Origin of the sequence: Clostridium mediterraneense (assembly GCF_900091705.1) — a bacterium.
Classification (GTDB): Bacteria; Bacillota; Clostridia; order Clostridiales; family Clostridiaceae; genus Sarcina; species Sarcina mediterraneense.
In genome coordinates this window covers 66,333-92,405 of sequence record NZ_LT594785.1, presented here as the reverse complement: position 1 = coordinate 92,405, position 26,073 = coordinate 66,333, and the positions used below count along the sequence as shown (strand labels likewise).

The 26,073-nt window shown below is 28.0% G+C and carries 12 protein-coding genes and 1 tRNA gene; 11 read left to right on the top strand and 2 right to left on the bottom strand.

The features are described from left to right. The first annotated feature begins 7 nt into the window (after positions 1-7). The 6 genes from BN8917_RS02385 (at position 8) to BN8917_RS02360 (ending at position 6,865) form a co-directional block, all read left to right on the top strand. A complete protein-coding gene (locus tag BN8917_RS02385; protein WP_066870136.1) occupies positions 8-694 on the top strand; it encodes an ABC transporter ATP-binding protein in 687 nt (228 codons plus the stop codon). A 152-nt stretch (positions 695-846) separates the two neighbouring features. Then, positions 847-2,028, top strand: coding sequence for an exonuclease SbcCD subunit D (locus tag BN8917_RS02380; RefSeq protein ID WP_066870133.1), 1,182 nt, complete (start codon positions 847-849; stop codon positions 2,026-2,028). After that, entirely contained in the window at positions 2,029-5,202 is a 3,174-nt protein-coding gene (locus BN8917_RS02375) for an AAA family ATPase (protein WP_066870130.1), read from the top strand. 316 nt (positions 5,203-5,518) lie between these two features. Next, on the top strand, positions 5,519-6,052 hold the full coding sequence (locus BN8917_RS02370; protein ID WP_066870127.1) for an ECF transporter S component: 534 nt from the start codon (positions 5,519-5,521) through the stop codon (positions 6,050-6,052). Next, the gene (locus tag BN8917_RS02365; protein WP_066870124.1) at positions 6,045-6,617 is read left to right on the top strand and encodes a class I SAM-dependent methyltransferase; all 573 of its coding nucleotides are present in this window, start codon (positions 6,045-6,047) and stop codon (positions 6,615-6,617) included. The genes BN8917_RS02370 and BN8917_RS02365 overlap by 8 nt, the downstream gene beginning before the upstream one ends. A gap of 171 nt (positions 6,618-6,788) precedes the next feature. After that, positions 6,789-6,865 (top strand) — tRNA-Arg (locus tag BN8917_RS02360). 52 nt (positions 6,866-6,917) lie between these two features. Here the strand turns inward: BN8917_RS02360 and BN8917_RS02355 are convergent. Continuing rightward, a complete protein-coding gene (locus tag BN8917_RS02355) occupies positions 6,918-8,105 on the bottom strand; it encodes an MFS transporter (RefSeq protein ID WP_066870121.1) in 1,188 nt (395 codons plus the stop codon). Positions 8,106-8,300: 195 nt separating this feature from the next. Further along, a complete protein-coding gene (locus BN8917_RS02350) occupies positions 8,301-8,843 on the bottom strand; it encodes a Chromate resistance protein ChrB (protein WP_066870117.1) in 543 nt (180 codons plus the stop codon). Between the two features lie 259 nt (positions 8,844-9,102). Between BN8917_RS02350 and idi the strand changes: the two genes are divergently transcribed. The 5 genes from idi to BN8917_RS14325 all read left to right on the top strand — a co-directional run. Continuing rightward, entirely contained in the window at positions 9,103-9,624 is a 522-nt protein-coding gene (gene idi / locus BN8917_RS02345) for an isopentenyl-diphosphate Delta-isomerase (RefSeq protein WP_066870114.1), read from the top strand. A gap of 111 nt (positions 9,625-9,735) precedes the next feature. After that, a complete protein-coding gene (locus BN8917_RS02340; RefSeq protein ID WP_066870111.1) occupies positions 9,736-10,890 on the top strand; it encodes a Card1-like endonuclease domain-containing protein in 1,155 nt (384 codons plus the stop codon). 1,620 nt (positions 10,891-12,510) lie between these two features. Further along, entirely contained in the window at positions 12,511-13,377 is an 867-nt protein-coding gene (locus BN8917_RS02330; protein WP_084748449.1) for a Card1-like endonuclease domain-containing protein, read from the top strand. A 7,144-nt stretch (positions 13,378-20,521) separates the two neighbouring features. Next, positions 20,522-21,079, top strand: a complete 558-nt coding sequence (locus tag BN8917_RS02320) for a Card1-like endonuclease domain-containing protein (RefSeq protein WP_066870099.1) — start codon at positions 20,522-20,524, stop codon at positions 21,077-21,079. A gap of 425 nt (positions 21,080-21,504) precedes the next feature. Continuing rightward, a partial coding sequence (locus tag BN8917_RS14325) for a hypothetical protein (protein WP_159426723.1) occupies positions 21,505-26,073 on the top strand: 4,569 nt, incomplete at its 3' end.

Genomic DNA, 26,073 nt, shown 5'->3' with positions numbered 1-26,073 from the left:
GCAGAAAATGAGCGTTTTACAATTAAAAAATATAAACAAAATATATGGTGAAAAAGTTAAAACACAAGTTTTATTTGATGTTAACCTAGAAGTTGAAGAAGGAGAATTTGTTTCAATAATAGGGCAAAGTGGTAGTGGTAAAAGTACTATGTTAAATATTCTTGGAACTTTAGATTCACCTACAAGTGGAGAAGTATATATCAATGGAAATAGAACAGATAAAATGAGTAAGGATCAACTTGCTGATGTAAGAAATAAAGATTTAGGGTTTATATTCCAATTCCATTACTTATTACCTGAATTTACTGTTATGGAAAATGTCTTAATGCCTTATATGTTATCAGGTAAAAAGATAACAAAGGAAATTAGAGATAGAGCAGAAGAATTACTTGAAATAGTAAATTTATCAAAGGTTAAAAATAATAAGGCTACTGATTTATCAGGAGGACAACAACAAAGAGGGGCAATAGCAAGAGCTCTTATAAATAATCCAAAGATAGTTCTAGCTGATGAACCAACAGGTAACTTAGATTCTAAGACAACAGATGATATTTATGAACTTTTAAGAGATATAAATAAAAAATTTAACACAACTTTTGTAATCATAACTCATGATCAAAAAATAGCAGATAAAGCTGATAGAGTTATTACTGTTAGTGATGGTAAGATTATAAAAGACGAAAAAAATAATTAATAAAAATAGCTGTATCTATTTAGGATACAGCTATTTTTATTTTTTTAATTAGTTTAAGTTAATGGAGAGATAAATATTGTTATTTATCTCTTTTTTTATTAGATTAAGTTATAATTAATATAAGGAAATTATGTAAAGTTGAGGTGGAGGTTATGAGATTTATTCATACAGCAGATTGGCATATAGGAAAAGTAGTAAATGAATTTTCTATGCTGGATGATCAGAGATATATTTTAGATAATTTAGTTGATTTATTAAATGAAGAAAAACCAGATGCTCTTGTTATTGCAGGAGATTTATATGATAGAAGTGTTCCACCTGCTAAAGCTGTTGAACTTTTAAATGAGTATTTTAGCAAGATAGTATTAGAACTTGGAATACCTATAATAGCTATATCAGGTAATCATGATAGTGGAGAGAGACTTTCTTTTGCTAGTTCACTACTTCAAAAACAAGGTTTATATATAGAAGGAGAGCTTAAAAGAAATATTAAACCTGTAACTATAAAAGATACAGATTTTTATTTAATACCTTATTGTGATCCAGCTTTAGTTAGACATATTTATGAGGATAATGATATAAAGACTCATGAAGAAGCTATGCAAAAAATTACAAGCGAAATTAATTTAAATAGAGATAGAAGCAGAAAAGCTGTTATTGTTGCCCATGGATATATAAGTAATCTTGCAGATAGAGAAAATAAATCAAGAGATGAAATTTTAAAAGAAAGTGGACTTGAACTTAGTGATTCTGAAAGACCTTTAAGTATGGGGGGAACTGATATTATTTCAGCTAGAGTTTTTGATGGATTTGATTATGTGGCACTTGGACATTTACATGGAGCTCAAAAAATTGGAAGTGATAGAGTGAGATATTCAGGTTCACCACTTAAATATTCATTTTCAGAAGAAAATCATAAGAAGAGTTTAACTTTTGTAGATATTTCAGAAGATGATATAAAAATTGAATTAAAGCCTCTTGCTCCAACAAGAGATATGAGAAGCATTAAAGGAAATTTAGAAGAACTTATAAATAAAGAATTTTATAAAAATAGTAATATAAATGATTACATTTTTGCTTATTTAACAGATGAGGGAGAACTTCATGAACCAATGGCAAGTCTTAGAGCTGTATATCCTAATATTATGGGATTAAAAAGAGCAGTTGATAAAACCCTTGATTTTAAAATGATTGAAGTTAATAAAGCTCAAAGAGAAAAATCAAAGATAGAGCTTTTCAAAGATTTTTATGAAAATGTTACTCAAACAGAGTTATCAAGTGAAAGAGAGAATATTGTTTCAAAAATTATTGAAGAAGTGGAGGGAGAAATTTAAATGAAGCCATTAAAATTAACTTTGAGTGCTTTTGCTAATTATGCAGATAAGCAGGAAATAGATTTTACAAAGCTTAATGGAAGAAATATTTTTCTTGTTACAGGTAAAACAGGGGCTGGAAAGACTACTATTTTTGATGCAGTGAGTTATGCTTTATATGGTTCTCCATCAGGTGATTTTAGAGATGTTACCTCACTTAGAAGTGATTATGCAGATGGTTCTGTTAAAACATATGTTGAACTTGAGTTTGAACTTAGAGGGAAAATATATAAAATAATAAGAAATCCAGAGCAAATGCTAAATAAGAAAAAAGGTGATGGATTAAAAAAAGAACTTGCAGCAGTTGAATTATATCTTCCAGATGGTGAAAAGCCTTTAACTAGAATTAAAGATGTTGATGAAAGAATCAAAGAAATTTTAGGTGTAGATAAAGATCAATTTAGACAAATAGTAATGTTACCACAAGGAGAGTTTTTAAAGTTATTAAAGGCTAGTTCTGGGGATAGAGAAAAAATATTTAGAAGAATATTTGGAACAGAGAGCTTTAATAAGATTCAAGACAAGCTTACTTCTAAAGCAAAAGTTCTTGCTTCTGAACTTAAGGGAAGCAAAACTGAAAGAGATGTTTATGTAAGACAAATTAAAGCAGATGAAAATAGCCTTTTAGAATCACTTATAGAAAGTGAAGATGTTGATATAAATAGAGTTTTAGATAGTTTAGAAGTTTTTATAGATTCTGATAAAAAAGAAGCTACTAGGATGAAAGAAGAGGAAGAAAGTTTAAAGAAGAGTCTTAAAGAACTTGATGAGAAGAAAAGAAGATTTGAGCTTGATAAAAAATCTATATTAGAGTTTGAAGAAAATGATTCAAAGCTTAAAGAACATTTAGCTAAGATAAATCAAGTAAATGAATTTGAAAAGAAACTTGAAAGTGGACGTAAGGCTCAAAGAGTAAAAGTTGTAGAAGATAAATTAAATAATTCTAAGAAAGATATGCTTCAAAGGGAAGAAGATTTAAAGAATTATACTTTAAAAGAAAAAGAGCTTAAAGATTCTTTAGTAAAAGCTAAGGAGTTATTAGAACAAGAAAAGCTAAATAAAACTAAGATTGAAGCTTTAAATATTAAAATTGAAGAACTTAAAAAGCAAGAACAAATAGTGTCTGAATATGATATAAAACTTAAAGCAGTTCAAAATCTTGAAAGAGAGCTACAAATCTTAGATAAAGAAATTAATAGAGTAAAAACTCTTCTTACTAAAAGTGAAAAAGATAAAGAAGAATTAGAAGTTTATATTGAAAAGTTTAGAGATGCAAAAGCTAAGATGGAGAAGCTTATTTATGAAGGTAAGGAAGCAAGAGCAAATGCTGATAAACTTAAAACTTTATTTAATAACTATGAAAATGTTAGATATAAAAAGATGGATCATGATAAAAAGGCTGAAGAGTTTAAGCTTATTGATAAATCTTATAAAGATGCAAAGAAAATATATGAAGAAGCAGATGATTTATTTAGAAGTGGGCAAGCTGGTATATTAGCACAAATGCTAATAGATGGAGAGAATTGTCCAGTTTGTGGTTCAACAGAACATCCAAATAAGGCAAAAATGCAAGATAATGTTCCAACAGAAGATGAACTTGAAAAGTTAAAAGTAAAATTTGATGCTGAAAGTAAAAAAAGAGATGAAGGATTTACAGAATTAAAGCTACTTAATAATGAAATAGAAAAGTTTTATGAGAATACAATTTATCCTAGTGCAAAAGAAATATTAGATATTTTATCAGAAGATTTCTTTAAACTTAGTGAAAATAAGCAAAGAATTCTTGTCCAGGATAATGGCATTAAGATGAGTTCTCTTGTTGAAAAGAAAAGAAATGAATATAAGGAAATAGAAGCTGAAGTTAAGTTATTAGAAGCAAAGCAAAAAGAACTTGAATTAGTTAAGCAAAGCATAAAAGAGCTTACTATTTCTAATGAAAGAGTTTTAGAAAATAAATTAAGGCTTAGTTCAGATATTTCAGCAGCAAAAGAATCTCTTAGTAATATAGAAAAACAAGTACCAGAAAATCTTAGAGATAAGAATCTTATAGTAAAAGAAAAGAATTCTAATATTGAGCTTTTAGAAAAACTTAAAAAATCTCTTGATGATGCAGAGAAAAATTATTTTGATTTAAATGAAAAATATTCAGCTTCATCTAAGGCAAGACAAATAGCAGAAAATGAATTATCTAAAGTTAAAGAACTTGTGGATAACTTAGAGAAAGAATTTATAAACAGTTTAAACTTAGAAGGATTTATTTCTGTGGATAACTATAAGACTGCTTTGGCTGTGGATAACTTAGAGCTTATAGAAAATAGAATAAAATCTTATTATGAAAACTTAAAAGCATATGAAGCTTTATTAGAAAAAAGTAAAGAAAGATTAGAAGAAGTAGAAGTAAAAGATAAGGAAAAACTTGATTCTGAAATTTCTATATTGAAAGATAAAATTTTAGATTTAGAATTAAAGGATAAGAACTTTGCTGATGAAATAAATAAATTATTAAATAGAGTTACTCATAATAAAGATTGTAGAGATAAGATAAAAGAAGTGACAGTAAAAATTAAAGATAAAGAAGATATCTACAAAGATGTTGCGCATCTTAGTAGTGTAGCAAATGGAGATAAGGGGAATGATAAAAAAGTAAGCTTTGAAAGTTATATTTTAACTTCATATTTTGATGAAATTATTTTAATGGCTAATCAAAGACTTGATAAAATGACTAATGGTAGATTCCATCTAAAGAGAAAAGAAAGTGAAGGAAAAGGTAATGGTAGAAAAGGACTTGAACTAGAAGTCTTTGATAATAATACAGGAAGTATTAGAGGAATAAATTCACTTTCAGGTGGAGAAAGCTTTAAAGCAGCTCTATCACTTGCTTTAGGACTTGCAGATGTTATACAAAGTTATGCAGGTGGAATATCTATAGATACTATGTTTGTTGATGAAGGTTTTGGAACACTTGATCCTGAATCATTAGATAATGCTATTGAATGTTTATTAAATCTACAAAAGGGGGGAAGACTTGTAGGAATAATATCTCATGTTACAGAACTTAAGGAAAGAGTAGATGCAAGACTTGAAGTAACAGCTAGTGAATTTAAAGGAAGTAAAGCAAACTTTATAATTTCATAAATATAAAAAGAAGCTAGGATTTTTTATCTTAGCTTTTTTATTTATAAAATTGATGATTAAGAAAGTTTCTTAATACCAAAACGATAAAATTTTGATATATCTTTGTCTATTTTTATTAATTTGATTTACATTGAATAGATATATCTAATGGTATATACTTGATAAGTGAATTTTATAGATGAAAATTGATTGTTAATTGATAATAGAATATCAAGTATTCTTTAAATCTTATAAAATATAGTAATATTTAAAGAGTATTTAGTATTTAATCAATAAATTAGTTTTTAAATTTAGATAAAATAGAAAGAGGTATTTTATGAATAGTCAAGCTAGAACTAGTAGTCCAGCTAGAAATTTAGCAATAGCAGGATTATTATTAGCAATAGGAATAGTTTTACCATATTTCTTTATGCTATTTGGAACAGAACCAGGTAAGATATTCTCACCAATGGATTTAACTATTCTTTTAGGTGGTTTAATACTTGGTTGGAGATATGGTTTAGCTTTAGGGATTGTGACACCAATATTATCATCAGTACTTACACATATGCCACCATTATTTCCAATAGCAATAACAATGATGTTCCAATTAGGAGTTATGGGACTTGTTACAGGATTACTTAGAAATAAGGTTAATAATTTTATAAATGTAGTTATAGCAGAAATAATTGCAAATATAGTTTATGCTGTAGTTCTTATAATATTATTAGGTATGAGACATCATCATGTAGCACTAGAAGCTGCTTTATTTGGAGTATTTATTAAGGGATTCCCTGGAATATTACTTCAATGGATTATCATTCCTTATTTAGCTAAGGTTTTAAAGAAAGCTGGCGTTTATAATGGATAAAATAAAGGAATATTTCAATAATAGAGCAGCAGACTGGGATAGTCATTCAATAGCTGATGCAGAAAAGGTTGAAAAAATACTTAAAATATCAGAGCTTGAAGAAAACTCAGAAATATTAGATATAGCTTGTGGAACAGGGATTATGGAAGAATTCTTAATAAAGCATAATCCAAAATCTATATTAGCAGTAGATATTGCTGAAAATATGATTAAACAAGCTAAAGAAAAATATAATGATCCTAGAATAGAATTTTTATGTGAAGATGTATTTAATATAAAAGATAAGAAGTTTGATTTTATAATTATATACAATGCATTTCCACATTTCTTAGAACCAGAAAAATTTATAAGCCATATCCATAGCATATTAAAAGAAAACGGAAAATTTGTTATATGCCATGGAATGGGTAGAAAAGATTTAAATGGACATCACAAGAGGGTAGCAAATGAAATTTCATTAGGACTTGCACCAGCGGAAGAGACTGCAAGCATGTTAAATGGATTTGAGGTTAAAACTATTATAGATGAAAAAGAAATCTATATAGTTTATGCTACTAAAAAGTAATATAAAGTAGTTTTGCAATAAGAAGGAGATATTTTCAAATGGTATCTCCTTTTTTTATTTTTTAAATTAAGTGGCACATTATTTTAGGATAAATACATATAATATAATTATATAGAATGTTTCTAAAACTTGATTTATTATGCATTTTATGATAAAATCTTTAAGTATTATGCGTTAGTAGCTCAGCTGGATAGAGTAGTCGGCTACGAACCGATTGGTCGGGGGTTCGAATCCTCTCTGACGCACCAAATAAAAAAACACCAAGTTTAATATTAAACTTGGTGTTTTTTTTATATAAATTTATTTGTTTAGGTTTTTTACAAAGAAAGTTGAAATAATACCTATCAATAAGATTATTGCAATTAATATAAAGGCTAAAATAAATTCATTATTGTTTATTAAATCTACAGTAAGAATAGGTCCAACACTTGTACCAATAAAAAGTATAAATGTATGTAGGGATACTGCACTTCCTTTATCTTTTCCACTAGCCACACCTATAAGAGCAATAAGAGCTGGTACTGCAAGAGAAATTCCTAAAACAAAAATAATACTTACTATAATAAGAAGAATTAGATTATTGATAAATCCAATAAATACAAGAGATATTACTGATATCAGTAAAGATATTCTTAATACTGATAGTATAGAAAATCTTTTTATTAAATTACTTGATATAGGTGAGAATAACATTCCAAGTATTCCTAATGCATTAATATATAAAATATCATTATTACATAAGTTAAATTTGTTAGTAGTTAGATAAGAATTAAGTACTGCATACATAGAAACAAATGATAGTAATGATACAAAAGAAACAACATAAATAAATCTTAAGTTTACTATTTTTAATGGATTAGCTAAAGATTTTATACTAGTTAAAATACTTAAGTCAGCTTTTGTAGCTGGAAATGATGGAACAAATAAAGTAACTAGAATAATAGTTATTATATAAATTAGTGCAAGTATTAAAAATACATAGTTCCATCTAAAATTAAAGGCTACATATTTACTAAAGACTTGTCCTACAATTCCTGCTATTAAAAATCCAGTACTGATAAAGCCTAAAGCTAAAACTTTTTTATTAGTTGGGAAGAACTCCATTATATATGATAGAGCAACTGGTGAAAATGTAGCAGCTGCAAGACCTTGGAATGCTCTACATATTATTATCATATATATATTATCTGAAATTCCTGTTAGGAAAGAAAAGATGGTTAAAAATATTAGTCCTATTAAAATTACTTTTTTCTTTCCGTATTTATTAGATAAAGGTCCATAGAATAGTGATCCAATAGCAAAAGTAATAGAAAATATACTAGATGTCCAAACCGATATAGAGCTATTTACTGAAAAATGATTTGAAAAGTAACTAATTAAAGGTATTGTTACATATAAGCTAGACATAACTACTATTGCACTCCATAAAAGTACTAAGGTTATTAAATTATAATTTTTATCTTTGGTGTATCCTTTAATTTTTTCCAATTTTAATCTCTCCTTTTTAAATTTTTCTTTTGTTATTTAATTAAGTTTATTTTTAAAATGTAACTAAAATTATAAGTAACGAATGTTACATGTAATGTATGTTTCAAATTATAATAGTTTTAAATTTATAAATCAATAAAAATATAGTTTAAATAAAAAATACCTATGAACAATTTTGTTCATAGGTATTTTTTATTATGCTTTATTGGGATCTGCTTTAAAGACATTATCTCCATAATCTTTAACTCTTAATTTAGTTTTTTCTAAATAAGATAAAGCCTCATCATACATTCCACAATTAAAATAATCTCTTTTATATATTTTTTTTAACCATAGCTCAAGTTTTTTTATATCCTCTTCAGCCTCTTCAAATTCAAGAAAGTCATAATTATTTTCTTCACTTTCTCTATCTAATTCATAAATTGTATTTTTGCAGTTCTTTATGAATTCAGTATATTCATTTATTGATTGTGAGTTAAATTCATTTATAATAGAATCTTCATCTTCTTTACTTAGGAAGCTTAATTCACTTAATGTTGATTTTGCACCTTCAAAAGATTTAACTTTATCATTTAATTTTTTTAATTTAGTAAGTATATCTTCTTTTTGAGGAAAGAGAGCAACACCTTGTTGTAGATAAACAGCTCCAAGGTTTTTCATAGATCTCCAAATATAAACTCTATTTTTAGAAGGTTCACTAGGTATTTTATATGAAAAAACTAAAAAATTTATTTTCATTTATGTCCTACATCCTTTCAATAAACTAATCTAACTATTAAAAAGCTAATTAGATTTTTAATAGCTAACTTTAAAGTCATATAATAAAGATATTATAGCATAGAGAAATTTTAAAATTAGAAGTATACTATAATTCATCTGATATTTTATTTTTATATTTAAGTAAATAATACAAAGATTAATAGTATAATAAGAGTACTAGAATTTAGATAATATTAAAGATAATATAGATATTTTTTAAAACTAAGGAGGAAGACTATTGGAATATATAGCAGTAGTAGATACTAACGATAATATAATTTTGTATCAAGAAAAGATAGAAGTTCATGAAAAGGGTATACTTCATAGAGCATTTTCTGTTCTTTTATTTAATGATAAAAATGAGCTATTACTTCAAAGAAGGGCTTTAGAAAAATATCATTCACCAGGCGAATGGACTAATACTTGTTGTAGTCATCAAAGAGAGGGAGAAACTTTATTAGATGCTGCAAATAGAAGAATAACAGAAGAACTTGGAATTAAAGATGTTGAGTTAAAAGAAGAGTTTACCTTCCATTATAAGTGCAAATTTAGTAATGAATTATATGAAAATGAAATAGACCATGTTTATACAGGAACATATAATGGTGATATAAGTAATTTTAATAGGGATGAAGTTTGTGAAGTTAAATGGATTAGTTATGATAAACTTGTTGTTTGGATGGAAAATAGACCTGACGAGTTTACTTTCTGGTTTAAGGATATAATGAAAAGAATACCTAAAGACTTCAAATTTGATTAAAAAGGATGTGCTCAGTAGAGAGCACATCCTTTTTGTTTATAAGAGGTGAATAGAAATATATAAAAGAGTAGAAGATATTAGTAATTAATAGAAAAGTTGAGGTAGTGTTTTATGACTTTTGATTTACTTATTAATATTTTTGATGAACATAATGAGGCTAGTATCTTACTTACAGAAAAATATAAACCTAAAAATATATTATTTTTTTATACAGAAAGCTTTGAAAAAATACAATTAGAAAAATTAAAAAGATATTATAATGAGAAATTTCCGAGTTGTATATTTGAATATAAAAGATTAAGTATAGATAATCCGTGTAGTATAGAGAGGATAATAACTTCTTATGAAGGAATGGAGGCCGTTTGTAATTTAACTTCAGGAAAAAAGCTTTGTACACTTATGGTTTATAGCTTTTGTCTAAAACATAATATTGATTGTAGATATGTAGATATAAAAAATGAAAAGCTTATAACTCTTACTAAAGATGGAGTTTTTGAAAAACAAAATAGTTTTGTAGATTTAAATATCGAAGATATTATAAAAAGCATAGGTGGTTCTATAATTATAGATTCTACTGAGTTTTATAATAAAGGAGTTATAGATGAAATCACAAGTTGGATATCAAATAATCTTGATAAGTGGGAAGAGGTAAAACTTACTCTTCAAGATAACACTATTTTTATAAGAGATGATAGGAATCCTGATTTTATGAAAATAAAAAAGGAAGCTTTAAATAGTAATGATATTAAATTTTATAGGGATGCTTTAAGGTTTTTAGAATCTAGAAAGCAAATAGCAGTAAAAGAAAATAATGAATTCTATAAAATCTACTTTTTAAATGATTTCTTAAAAAGTTTTATTTTTAAAAGTGGAACATGGCTAGAAGTATTAACTAAAAAGGTTGTTGAAGATATAGAAGTAATAGATGATGTTAAAAGTGGAGTATTATTTCTTTGGAATGATAATAAAGCAAAAGTTAGAAATGAATTAGATGTTGTTGCAATAAAAGATTCTGTACTTATTTGTATTTCATGTAAGGATTCTAGAAAATACGATGAAGTTGCTTTAAATGAGCTTAATGTATATGCAAGTCAATTAGGTGGAGAAAATGTTATTAAAATTCTTGTGGCAACTAAAAAACCACTAAAGAGTACTATTTCTCATAGAGCTAAAGAAATGAATATAAATATTGTTATTTATGATGGAAATTTAAATAAGTTTAAAAATATAATAGAAGGTATAATAAAAAATAATAAAAAAAACTAGTAAGATAATTTATCTTACTAGTTTTTTTTATTAAGATATTTGTTCTGCTATTACTAACATATGTCTATTAGTACTATTTTATAATTGTGTATTAAATAGTAGTTATCTAGTTTACTGTGTTCTATTGGATAATTTATGTTTGTTTTATTTATAAAAATTTATCTAACAACATCATAATTAATATGGTGGAAATTGTAATAAATATTAAAGATATAAGACTATATAATAATTATTAAAAAATATTAGTTATTGATATGGATTTAATAATGTTACTAGATTGTACTAATAAAGTAATAATACAGAAACGGAAATGTTAATATTTACGTTTGATTTCATTATAAAAATTTTTTAAACTAAAAAATAATTTCTACTGTATAAATTTAGATTATTTGTTATAAATATTAACCTAACTAAGGAGGAAATAAATGAAGAGTAATAAATTAAAATCTATTGTAGCTATGGCTACTATGACTAGTATAGTTTCTATGGCATCCACAGGATATACCAGTAGTAACAAAGTAAATAATAAAATAAAAGAGACAACTATGCTAACTAATACATCTGGTACAACAAAAATTAGTCCCAGTGACTTACAAGTAAATGTTACAAATGTAAATATTTCTAAAACTGCATTAGGTGCTTCAAGTAATACAGATAAATATATACCTGAAAATAATGTTCCTGCAACAGGGAATATAGCAACAACAGGTACAGTGATAACATATAAAATATCTGTATCGCTAAGAAGTAAATCAGGTAAGCTTTATAATATATCAAAGTGCTATCTTTCAGCAAATCCAACTGCTAAATATGTAACAAATGGTAAACCAGAAACGCCACAAGAAAAACAAGCAATTACAAATATGCTTGATTCACTAAATGTTAATTTACAAAATTTAACTAATTTAGACAGTACATCTACATTTACAATAACAGCTTCATTTAAAATAGGAGAAGCTGATTGGGATGTAAATATGATACCAAATATAGATCTTCATATAGATGTAAATGGTAGTACGAAGACAATTCCAATAAATGTTCCAGATATTAAACTAACAAAGCATTATTTAAACTATGTAGCTCCTAATGTAAAGGTAACACCGGATGAGTCAAAACCACATATACAGTACGTGAGCTTAAACTTTAATAATAATACGCTTAATAATAACTCTGGAGTATATAATGTAAATAATAGTAAACCTTCAAGTATAACATTTAAGATATATACTCAAGGTCAAAATTTTACTATAACACCTTTAGATGTTCCAGGTTTAGTATCTAATCCTAATGGTACTTATACAATATCTGGAAAGTTGATGGATGGAGTACAAAAATTATTTAAAATTACAACAAATACAGATAATAGATTTGTACAGCCTATTTATGTGACACCGGTTAATGAAACTTTTAACAGTCCTTCAGGTGTAGATGCAACGGCTGCTACAACAAATCAATATGAGGTTGGTAAAGCAAATGTAATACAAAATGAGTTGATTACTAAGGGGAATCCTATTAATATGCAACAGTTCTCTACAACAGAGAGTAGTGATTTAAGTAATATGTCTAGTTTTGATAATGTTTTTTTTGGTACAACAATAGATGCTGGATTAAAAGGAACTTATGATGNATAGCTTTTGTCTAAAACATAATATTGATTGTAGATATGTAGATATAAAAAATGAAAAGCTTATAACTCTTACTAAAGATGGAGTTTTTGAAAAACAAAATAGTTTTGTAGATTTAAATATCGAAGATATTATAAAAAGCATAGGTGGTTCTATAATTATAGATTCTACTGAGTTTTATAATAAAGGAGTTATAGATGAAATCACAAGTTGGATATCAAATAATCTTGATAAGTGGGAAGAGGTAAAACTTACTCTTCAAGATAACACTATTTTTATAAGAGATGATAGGAATCCTGATTTTATGAAAATAAAAAAGGAAGCTTTAAATAGTAATGATATTAAATTTTATAGGGATGCTTTAAGGTTTTTAGAATCTAGAAAGCAAATAGCAGTAAAAGAAAATAATGAATTCTATAAAATCTACTTTTTAAATGATTTCTTAAAAAGTTTTATTTTTAAAAGTGGAACATGGCTAGAAGTATTAACTAAAAAGGTTGTTGAAGATATAGAAGTAATAGATGATGTTAAAAGTGGAGTATTATTTCTTTGGAATGATAATAAAGCAAAAGTTAGAAATGAATTAGATGTTGTTGCAATAAAAGATTCTGTACTTATTTGTATTTCATGTAAGGATTCTAGAAAATACGATGAAGTTGCTTTAAATGAGCTTAATGTATATGCAAGTCAATTAGGTGGAGAAAATGTTATTAAAATTCTTGTGGCAACTAAAAAACCACTAAAGAGTACTATTTCTCATAGAGCTAAAGAAATGAATATAAATATTGTTATTTATGATGGAAATTTAAATAAGTTTAAAAATATAATAGAAGGTATAATAAAAAATAATAAAAAAAACTAGTAAGATAATTTATCTTACTAGTTTTTTTTATTAAGATATTTGTTCTGCTATTACTAACATATGTCTATTAGTACTATTTTATAATTGTGTATTAAATAGTAGTTATCTAGTTTACTGTGTTCTATTGGATAATTTATGTTTGTTTTATTTATAAAAATTTATCTAACAACATCATAATTAATATGGTGGAAATTGTAATAAATATTAAAGATATAAGACTATATAATAATTATTAAAAAATATTAGTTATTGATATGGATTTAATAATGTTACTAGATTGTACTAATAAAGTAATAATACAGAAACGGAAATGTTAATATTTACGTTTGATTTCATTATAAAAATTTTTTAAACTAAAAAATAATTTCTACTGTATAAATTTAGATTATTTGTTATAAATATTAACCTAACTAAGGAGGAAATAAATGAAGAGTAATAAATTAAAATCTATTGTAGCTATGGCTACTATGACTAGTATAGTTTCTATGGCATCCACAGGATATACCAGTAGTAACAAAGTAAATAATAAAATAAAAGAGACAACTATGCTAACTAATACATCTGGTACAACAAAAATTAGTCCCAGTGACTTACAAGTAAATGTTACAAATGTAAATATTTCTAAAACTGCATTAGGTGCTTCAAGTAATACAGATAAATATATACCTGAAAATAATGTTCCTGCAACAGGGAATATAGCAACAACAGGTACAGTGATAACATATAAAATATCTGTATCGCTAAGAAGTAAATCAGGTAAGCTTTATAATATATCAAAGTGCTATCTTTCAGCAAATCCAACTGCTAAATATGTAACAAATGGTAAACCAGAAACGCCACAAGAAAAACAAGCAATTACAAATATGCTTGATTCACTAAATGTTAATTTACAAAATTTAACTAATTTAGACAGTACATCTACATTTACAATAACAGCTTCATTTAAAATAGGAGAAGCTGATTGGGATGTAAATATGATACCAAATATAGATCTTCATATAGATGTAAATGGTAGTACGAAGACAATTCCAATAAATGTTCCAGATATTAAACTAACAAAGCATTATTTAAACTATGTAGCTCCTAATGTAAAGGTAACACCGGATGAGTCAAAACCACATATACAGTACGTGAGCTTAAACTTTAATAATAATACGCTTAATAATAACTCTGGAGTATATAATGTAAATAATAGTAAACCTTCAAGTATAACATTTAAGATATATACTCAAGGTCAAAATTTTACTATAACACCTTTAGATGTTCCAGGTTTAGTATCTAATCCTAATGGTACTTATACAATATCTGGAAAGTTGATGGATGGAGTACAAAAATTATTTAAAATTACAACAAATACAGATAATAGATTTGTACAGCCTATTTATGTGACACCGGTTAATGAAACTTTTAACAGTCCTTCAGGTGTAGATGCAACGGCTGCTACAACAAATCAATATGAGGTTGGTAAAGCAAATGTAATACAAAATGAGTTGATTACTAAGGGGAATCCTATTAATATGCAACAGTTCTCTACAACAGAGAGTAGTGATTTAAGTAATATGTCTAGTTTTGATAATGTTTTTTTTGGTACAACAATAGATGCTGGATTAAAAGGAACTTATGATGTATTAACAGGTTCATTAATTACAAATGGTCAAGTTCTGTTTTCTGATTTTGGTAAAATAATTAGTGCATATACACAAAATGCTCAATGTTATTATAATTTAAACCAAAATACGGTTGATATATTAAAAAGTGGAACAGCTGAACAAAAGGAACAAATTCTTTGGAAAATAGCTACTGGAGAAATGAATGGTATTGGTACAATGTATACAGCAAATGAGATATCAGAGATGATGTCGAATGGGCAGCCACTACCTTCAGTTAATTTTGTAGTGGCAGCTGGAGTTTATGATTCAAAATCAAATCTAAAAATAACAGGAAATTATATAACTGCTCCAACAGGAGGTGTTAATAATAGGGTAATTTCAAGAACGTATACATTAGGAATCTTAGTGGGAAAATATAGTAACACTGAACTTTCAACTATGCAATCACAAATAGAACAGGGTAAAGCAAAGCAGGATGGTGTTTTAATACGAGATGGTAAATTCGCAGGGTTTATGATGTCGCCTCCTAATAATTATACAGATGAAGTAATTAATTCAAATTATATTTCACAAATTACAGATACAAGATACACAGGATATTCACATGGAATTTCATCAGGAGCTGTTATGGCTCATGATTATACAGGGGTTTCAGTAGATAATCCATTTGGTGGGAGTTCACAAAATACCATTGAAAAGGTTGGTGTTAGTTGGTTAGATAAACCACATATGTTTAATGCTCAAGTAACAGGATTTGGAAGTGGTCCACAACTTACTTTCACAAATAAGTCTCAAATGGTAATTAATATGGGGGCACCATTTAAATTAATTGGTGGTGTACAATTAATGTGGGATAATTTAAGCCCTAGTGATTATAAGATTGATGGAGATAAATTAATAGTTAATATACCAGAAGGGTGGGAAGTTAATTTAAGCGACTCTCCTAATGTTACATTTAACGCACAGTATATAAATCCAGATAAGATAAATAATTTAGATATTAGTGCAAAAATGGTTGGACCAGATGGACATCAAGGTTTAGAGTATAACTATAATGATATAGCCAATCATAGTGTTGTAGCTGGAGGACTTCCTCCACAAACAATATACCACACAAAAATAGACATTATTAGAGCGGCAAAAACTGATTGTATGCATAGTTCCACTCCATTAAATAGTAATAATGAGACGACATTAACTGATATGATTCATAATGAAGATAGCATTACAAAACAATATATGATTGTTGGAGAGATACCTGTAAATGGAAGTGATAATTTACCTGGTCAAGATGGAGCAGTTAGTCAAGGCGGATTAAATACTACATTAGAGACTTTAGATACAAATGGAGTACCAACTTGGGTATTACCTAAATCAGCTTTAAACTCAACTAATCGTGAATTACTAGAATCACCAGATGCTAATAAATTAAATGGAGAAATGTCATATATTGAAAATCCTAAAAGTGGTTGGATAAAGTATGTACCTGGACAGACCAATTTATCAGATATTGTTGGGTATGTAGCAACTCCAACAGTACAAGGTGGACAAGATTTTACAATGCAATATAAAGTTAAATTAGGAGGAATTCAGAAAGGAAAATATCAACTAATTAACTCAGCATTTAAGTATTATGATATGACAGATGATATTGGTTCAACAAGTAATGTTGTTACAATTACTCCACCATGTGAAAATTTAAATTATACTTGGATTTCAGGAGTAGTAACTCCAACTGGAGTGTTAACAAAACAAGAATTAACAAAGAATGTTGATGGTCATTCATTACAAGAATTATTTGGACATGGTCCAGATAATGATGGAAGTTGGGATTTAACACCTAAGGCTTTACAAAGTAAAGTCGATTTAGCAACTAATGCTGAAGAAATGAAGGAACTAGGATATAAATTAGATGAGATAGAAGTCAATGGAAAAGTCGTAACTCCAGATTGGTTTAAGACAGTAGGTATATTACAAAATTCAGGAATTACTCATATTAAATTTGTAATTTCAAAATTACCAGAGCAACCTGTACAAAAATATACAGATACAGTAAAGGTAGTTGATGAAAATAATCAACCAGTGATACCTGAAGTTTCAGTAACTGGGGTTTCTGGAACAGATACAGGACTTAAAGCTCCTAAAATACCAGAAGGATATCATATTGTAAATGTTACTGATAACAATAAGACAATAGAACCTGGAGTACCAAGTAAATTTACAAATGATGACCAAAATATTGTTTATCATATTGCTAAGAATCCAATAACAACAGTTGAAGAATTTTATCCAAATGGAAAGCCAGTAGTAGCAAACAAGACAACTACAAATCTAGAAGGAGCTAAAGTTGATACAGCTATTCCAGATTTACCAAACGGATATCAAATTACAAAGATAACTGTTAACGGAAAAGAAGTTTCACAAAACGAAGTTCCAACTGTTCAAAGCAAGGATAATCAAACTATTGTATATACAATAGATAAGATGCCAACAGATACAGTTAAAGTTATTGATAATAAAGGAAATGAGGTTGTACCATCAGTTTCAAAAACAGGTAAGATAGGAAGTAACACAGGATTAAATATTCCTGATATTCCAAAGGGTTATCATATAGTTAATATAACTAATGGGAATGGTGAAAAAGTAACTGGAGTACCAAGTACATTTGGAAATAGTGATAATACAACAATTTATCATGTAGAAAAAGATATTACAGATAAAGTTTATATTGATGTTAAAACTGAATCAGGAACTGTTTTAACTCCAAGCCATGAAGTAGCAAGTGGGGCACCTGGAGCTAAGGTAAATGTTCAAATGCCTGAAATTCCAAAGGATTATCATATTGTAAAGGTAACAGTTGATAATAAAGTGATTACTCCAGATAGTAATGGAAAATATGAATTACCTAATACTTTATCAGATAATCAAAATCAAGAAGTTGATGATCATATAGAAGTTATTGTTGCAAAAAATCCAACAACAACGGTTGAAGAAAAATATCAAGACGGTACAAACGTTGTTCCGGATAAAACAACAGTAAATCTTCAAGGAACTAAGGTAGAAACAGGTCTTCCAGAGCTTCCAGAAGGCTATAAAGTAATTAAGATTACTGTAAATGGAAAAGAAGTTTCGCAAAATGAAGTTCCAACAGTACAAAGTGCAGATAATCAAACAATTGTTTACACAATAGGAAAGGTTTCAACAGATACTGTAAAGGTAGTTGATGAAGATAATCAACCAGTAGTACCTGAAGTTTCAGTAACTGGAGTTTCAGGAACAGAAACAGGACTTAAAACTCCACAAATACCAAAGGGATACCATATTGTAAATGTTACTGATAACAATAAGACAGTAGAACCTGGAGTGCCAAGTAAATTTACAAATGATGACCAAAATATTATTTATCATATTGCTAAGGATCCAAGTACTACAGTTGAAGAAGTTTATCCAGACGGAAAACCAGTAGTAGAAAACAAAACAACTGTAAACCTTGCTGGAACTAAAGTTGATACAGCAATTCCAGAACTTCCAAATGGATATCAAATTACAAAGATAACTGTTAACGGAAAGGTTGTTTCACAAAATGAAGTTCCAACTGTTCAAAGCACAGATAATCAAACAATTGTTTATACAATAGATAAAATGCCTACTGATACAGTAAAAGTTATGTATAATAACACAGAACTTGTACCAGCAGTTTCAAAAACAGGTAAGACTGGTAGCAAGACAGGATTAACTATTCCAGATATTCCAAAAGGTTATCATATAGTTAAAATAACTGATGGAAACGGAAATATTGTTACAGGAGTACCAACAGTATTTGGAAATAGCGATAATACAACAATTTATCATGTAGAAAGAGATATTACAGATAAAGTTTATGTTGATGTTAAAACTGAATCAGGAACTGTTTTAACTCCAAGTCATGAAGTAGCAAGTGGAGCACCTGGAGCTAAGATAGATGTTCAAATGCCTGAAATTCCAAATGGTTATCATATTGTAAAGGTAACAGTTGATAATAAGGTGATTACACCAAATACTAAAGGTAAGTACGAATTACCTAAGACTTTATCAGATAATCAAAATAAAGAAGTTGATGATCATATAGAAGTTATTGTTGCTAAAAATCCAACAACAACAGTTGAAGAAAAATATCAAGATGGTACAAACGTTGTTCCAGATAAAACAACAGTAAATCTTCAAGGAACTAAGGTAGAAACAGGACTTCCTAAACTTCCAGAAGGATATAAAGTAATTAAGATTACTATAAATGGAAAAGAAGTTTCACAAAGTGAAGTTCCAACAGTACAAAGTGTAGAAAATCAAACAATTGTTTACACAATAGGAAAGGTTTCAACAGATACAGTAAAAGTAGTTGATGAAAATAATCAACCAGTAGTACCTGAAGTTTCAGTAACTGGAGTATCAGGAACAGAAACAGGACTTAAAACTCCACAAATACCTAATGGATACCATATTGTAAATGTTACTGATAATAATAAAGTAGTAGAACCTGGAGTACCAAGCAAATTTACAAATGATGACCAAAATATTATTTATCATATTGCTAAAGATTCAACAACTACAGTTAAAGAAGTTTATTCAAACGGAACACCGGTTGTAGCAGATAAAACAAGTGTAAATCTTGCAGGAGCTAAAGTTGATACAGCAATTCCAGATCTTCCAAATGGATATCAAATTACAAAGATAACTGTTAACGGAAAAGAAGTTTCACAAAACGAAGTTCCAACTGTTCAAAGCAAGGATAATCAAACTATTATTTATACAATAGATAAGATGCCAACTGATACAGTTAAAGTTGTTTATAACAATAAAGATCTTATACCAGCAGTTTCAAAAACAGGTAAAACAGGAACAGAAACAGGACTTAAAACACCAGAAATTCCAAAGGGATATCATATAGTTAACATAACTAATGGAAATGGTGAAAAAGTTAATGAAGTACCAAAGACATTTGGAGACAACGATAATACAATAATTTATCATGTAGCAAAAGATATTACAGATAAAGTTTATGTTGATGTTAAAACTGAATCAGGAACTGTTTTAACTCCAAGTCATGAAGTTGCAAGTGGAGTACCTGGAGCTAAGGTAAATGTTCAAATGCCTGAAATTCCAAAGGATTATCATATTGTAAAAGTTATAGTTGATAATAAGATGATTACTCCAGATAGTAATGGAAAATATGAATTACCTAAGACTTTATCAGATAATCAAAATCAAGAAGTTGATGATCATATAGAAGTTATTGTTGCTAAAAATCCAACAACAACAGTTGAAGAAAAATACCAAGACGGTACAAATGTTGTTCCAGATAAAACAACAATAAATCTTCAAGGAACTAAGGTAGAAACAGGTCTTCTAGAGCTTCCAGAAGGATATAAAGTAATTAAGATTACTGTAAATGGAAAAGAAGTTTCACAAAACGAAGTTCCAACAGTACAAAGTGCAGATNAAAACTTACTCTTCAAGATAACACTATTTTTATAAGAGATGATAGGAATCCTGATTTTATGAAAATAAAAAAGGAAGCTTTAAATAGTAATGATATTAAATTTTATAGGGATGCTTTAAGGTTTTTAGAATCTAGAAAGCAAATAGCAGTAAAAGAAAATAATGAATTCTATAAAATCTACTTTTTAAATGATTTCTTAAAAAGTTTTATTTTTAAAAGTGGAACATGGCTAGAAGTATTAACTAAAAAGGTTGTTGAAGATATAGAAGTAATAGATGATGTTAAAAGTGGAGTATTATTTCTTTGGAATGATAATAAAGCAAAAGTTAGAAATGAATTAGATGTTGTTGCAATAAAAGATTCTGTACTTATTTGTATTTCATGTAAGGATTCTAGAAAATACGATGAAGTTGCTTTAAATGAGCTTAATGTATATGCAAGTCAATTAGGTGGAGAAAATGTTATTAAAATTCTTGTGGCAACTAAAAAACCACTAAAGAGTACTATTTCTCATAGAGCTAAAGAAATGAATATAAATATTGTTATTTATGATGGAAATTTAAATAAGTTTAAAAATATAATAGAAGGTATAATAAAAAATAATAAAAAAAACTAGTAAGATAATTTATCTTACTAGTTTTTTTTATTAAGATATTTGTTCTGCTATTACTAACATATGTCTATTAGTACTATTTTATAATTGTGTATTAAATAGTAGTTATCTAGTTTACTGTGTTCTATTGGATAATTTATGTTTGTTTTATTTATAAAAATTTATCTAACAACATCATAATTAATATGGTGGAAATTGTAATAAATATTAAAGATATAAGACTATATAATAATTATTAAAAAATATTAGTTATTGATATGGATTTAATAATGTTACTAGATTGTACTAATAAAGTAATAATACAGAAACGGAAATGTTAATATTTACGTTTGATTTCATTATAAAAATTTTTTAAACTAAAAAATAATTTCTACTGTATAAATTTAGATTATTTGTTATAAATATTAACCTAACTAAGGAGGAAATAAATGAAGAGTAATAAATTAAAATCTATTGTAGCTATGGCTACTATGACTAGTATAGTTTCTATGGCATCCACAGGATATACCAGTAGTAACAAAGTAAATAATAAAATAAAAGAGACAACTATGCTAACTAATACATCTGGTACAACAAAAATTAGTCCCAGTGACTTACAAGTAAATGTTACAAATGTAAATATTTCTAAAACTGCATTAGGTGCTTCAAGTAATACAGATAAATATATACCTGAAAATAATGTTCCTGCAACAGGGAATATAGCAACAACAGGTACAGTGATAACATATAAAATATCTGTATCGCTAAGAAGTAAATCAGGTAAGCTTTATAATATATCAAAGTGCTATCTTTCAGCAAATCCAACTGCTAAATATGTAACAAATGGTAAACCAGAAACGCCACAAGAAAAACAAGCAATTACAAATATGCTTGATTCACTAAATGTTAATTTACAAAATTTAACTAATTTAGACAGTACATCTACATTTACAATAACAGCTTCATTTAAAATAGGAGAAGCTGATTGGGATGTAAATATGATACCAAATATAGATCTTCATATAGATGTAAATGGTAGTACGAAGACAATTCCAATAAATGTTCCAGATATTAAACTAACAAAGCATTATTTAAACTATGTAGCTCCTAATGTAAAGGTAACACCGGATGAGTCAAAACCACATATACAGTACGTGAGCTTAAACTTTAATAATAATACGCTTAATAATAACTCTGGAGTATATAATGTAAATAATAGTAAACCTTCAAGTATAACATTTAAGATATATACTCAAGGTCAAAATTTTACTATAACACCTTTAGATGTTCCAGGTTTAGTATCTAATCCTAATGGTACTTATACAATATCTGGAAAGTTGATGGATGGAGTACAAAAATTATTTAAAATTACAACAAATACAGATAATAGATTTGTACAGCCTATTTATGTGACACCGGTTAATGAAACTTTTAACAGTCCTTCAGGTGTAGATGCAACGGCTGCTACAACAAATCAATATGAGGTTGGTAAAGCAAATGTAATACAAAATGAGTTGATTACTAAGGGGAATCCTATTAATATGCAACAGTTCTCTACAACAGAGAGTAGTGATTTAAGTAATATGTCTAGTTTTGATAATGTTTTTTTTGGTACAACAATAGATGCTGGATTAAAAGGAACTTATGATGTATTAACAGGTTCATTAATTACAAATGGTCAAGTTCTGTTTTCTGATTTTGGTAAAATAATTAGTGCATATACACAAAATGCTCAATGTTATTATAATTTAAACCAAAATACGGTTGATATATTAAAAAGTGGAACAGCTGAACAAAAGGAACAAATTCTTTGGAAAATAGCTACTGGAGAAATGAATGGTATTGGTACAATGTATACAGCAAATGAGATATCAGAGATGATGTCGAATGGGCAGCCACTACCTTCAGTTAATTTTGTAGTGGCAGCTGGAGTTTATGATTCAAAATCAAATCTAAAAATAACAGGAAATTATATAACTGCTCCAACAGGAGGTGTTAATAATAGGGTAATTTCAAGAACGTATACATTAGGAATCTTAGTGGGAAAATATAGTAACACTGAACTTTCAACTATGCAATCACAAATAGAACAGGGTAAAGCAAAGCAGGATGGTGTTTTAATACGAGATGGTAAATTCGCAGGGTTTATGATGTCGCCTCCTAATAATTATACAGATGAAGTAATTAATTCAAATTATATTTCACAAATTACAGATACAAGATACACAGGATATTCACATGGAATTTCATCAGGAGCTGTTATGGCTCATGATTATACAGGGGTTTCAGTAGATAATCCATTTGGTGGGAGTTCACAAAATACCATTGAAAAGGTTGGTGTTAGTTGGTTAGATAAACCACATATGTTTAATGCTCAAGTAACAGGATTTGGAAGTGGTCCACAACTTACTTTCACAAATAAGTCTCAAATGGTAATTAATATGGGGGCACCATTTAAATTAATTGGTGGTGTACAATTAATGTGGGATAATTTAAGCCCTAGTGATTATAAGATTGATGGAGATAAATTAATAGTTAATATACCAGAAGGGTGGGAAGTTAATTTAAGCGACTCTCCTAATGTTACATTTAACGCACAGTATATAAATCCAGATAAGATAAATAATTTAGATATTAGTGCAAAAATGGTTGGACCAGATGGACATCAAGGTTTAGAGTATAACTATAATGATATAGCCAATCATAGTGTTGTAGCTGGAGGACTTCCTCCACAAACAATATACCACACAAAAATAGACATTATTAGAGCGGCAAAAACTGATTGTATGCATAGTTCCACTCCATTAAATAGTAATAATGAGACGACATTAACTGATATGATTCATAATGAAGATAGCATTACAAAACAATATATGATTGTTGGAGAGATACCTGTAAATGGAAGTGATAATTTACCTGGTCAAGATGGAGCAGTTAGTCAAGGCGGATTAAATACTACATTAGAGACTTTAGATACAAATGGAGTACCAACTTGGGTATTACCTAAATCAGCTTTAAACTCAACTAATCGTGAATTACTAGAATCACCAGATGCTAATAAATTAAATGGAGAAATGTCATATATTGAAAATCCTAAAAGTGGTTGGATAAAGTATGTACCTGGACAGACCAATTTATCAGATATTGTTGGGTATGTAGCAACTCCAACAGTACAAGGTGGACAAGATTTTACAATGCAATATAAAGTTAAATTAGGAGGAATTCAGAAAGGAAAATATCAACTAATTAACTCAGCATTTAAGTATTATGATATGACAGATGATATTGGTTCAACAAGTAATGTTGTTACAATTACTCCACCATGTGAAAATTTAAATTATACTTGGATTTCAGGAGTAGTAACTCCAACTGGAGTGTTAACAAAACAAGAATTAACAAAGAATGTTGATGGTCATTCATTACAAGAATTATTTGGACATGGTCCAGATAATGATGGAAGTTGGGATTTAACACCTAAGGCTTTACAAAGTAAAGTCGATTTAGCAACTAATGCTGAAGAAATGAAGGAACTAGGATATAAATTAGATGAGATAGAAGTCAATGGAAAAGTCGTAACTCCAGATTGGTTTAAGACAGTAGGTATATTACAAAATTCAGGAATTACTCATATTAAATTTGTAATTTCAAAATTACCAGAGCAACCTGTACAAAAATATACAGATACAGTAAAAGTAGTTGATGAAAATAATCAACCAGTAGTACCTGAAGTTTCAGTAACTGGAGTATCAGGAACAGAAACAGGACTTAAAACTCCACAAATACCTAATGGATACCATATTGTAAATGTTACTGATAATAATAAAGTAGTAGAACCTGGAGTACCAAGCAAATTTACAAATGATAACCAAAATATTGTTTATCATATTGCAAAGAATCCAAATACTACAGTTTCAGAAGTTTATCCAGACGGAAAACCAGTAGTGGCAAGTAAAACAACTGTAAATCTTGCAGGAGCTAAAGTTGATACAGCTATTCCAGATTTACCAAACGGATATCAAATTACAAAGATAACTGTTAATGGAAAAGTTGTTTCACAAAATGAAGTTCCAACTGTTCAAGGCAAGGATAATCAAACTATTGTATATACAATAGATAAAATGCCTACTGACACCGTAAAGGTTATGTATAATAACATAGAACTTGTACCAGTAGTTTCAAAAACAGGTAAGACTGGTAGTAAGACAGGATTAACTACTCCAGATATTCCAAAAGGTTATCATATAGTTAAAATAACTGATGGAAACGGAAATATTGTTACAGGAGTACCAACTGTATTTGGAAATAGCGATAATACAACAATTTATCATGTAGAAAAAGATATTACAGATAAAGTTTATGTTGATGTTAAAACTGAATCAGGAACTGTTTTAACTCCAAGTCATGAAGTAGCAAGTGGAGCACCTGGAGCTAAGATAGATGTTCAAATGCCTGAAATTCCAAATGGTTATCATATTGTAAAGGTAACAGTTGATAATAAGGTGATTACACCAAATACTAAAGGTAAGTACGAATTACCTAAGACTTTATCAGATAATCAAAATAAAGAAGTTGATGATCATATAGAAGTTATTGTTGCTAAAAATCCAACAACAACAGTTGAAGAAAAATATCAAGATGGTACAAACGTTGTTCCAGATAAAACAACAGTAAATCTTCAAGGAACTAAGGTAGAAACAGGACTTCCTAAACTTCCAGAAGGATATAAAGTAATTAAGATTACTATAAATGGAAAAGAAGTTTCACAAAGTGAAGTTCCAACAGTACAAAGTGTAGAAAATCAAACAATTGTTTACACAATAGGAAAGGTTTCAACAGATACAGTAAAAGTAGTTGATGAAAATAATCAACCAGTAGTACCTGAAGTTTCAGTAACTGGAGTATCAGGAACAGAAACAGGACTTAAAACTCCACAAATACCTAATGGATATCATATTGTAAATGTTACTGATAATAATAAAGTAGTAGAACCTGGAGTACCAAGCAAATTTACAAATGAT

What these genes read in the sequence shown, in the direction of transcription:
- BN8917_RS02385 (WP_066870136.1), top strand. Translation starts at nt 8, where the DNA reads ATGAGCGTTTTACAATTAAAAAATATAAACAAAATATATGGTGAAAAA.
- BN8917_RS02380 (WP_066870133.1), top strand. Translation starts at nt 847, where the DNA reads ATGAGATTTATTCATACAGCAGATTGGCATATAGGAAAAGTAGTAAAT.
- BN8917_RS02375 (WP_066870130.1), top strand. Translation starts at nt 2,029, where the DNA reads ATGAAGCCATTAAAATTAACTTTGAGTGCTTTTGCTAATTATGCAGAT.
- BN8917_RS02370 (WP_066870127.1), top strand. Translation starts at nt 5,519, where the DNA reads ATGAATAGTCAAGCTAGAACTAGTAGTCCAGCTAGAAATTTAGCAATA.
- BN8917_RS02365 (WP_066870124.1), top strand. Translation starts at nt 6,045, where the DNA reads ATGGATAAAATAAAGGAATATTTCAATAATAGAGCAGCAGACTGGGAT.
- BN8917_RS02350 (WP_066870117.1), bottom strand. Translation starts at nt 8,843, where the DNA reads ATGAAAATAAATTTTTTAGTTTTTTCATATAAAATACCTAGTGAACCT.
- BN8917_RS02340 (WP_066870111.1), top strand. Translation starts at nt 9,736, where the DNA reads ATGACTTTTGATTTACTTATTAATATTTTTGATGAACATAATGAGGCT.
- BN8917_RS02320 (WP_066870099.1), top strand. Translation starts at nt 20,522, where the DNA reads ATGAAAATAAAAAAGGAAGCTTTAAATAGTAATGATATTAAATTTTAT.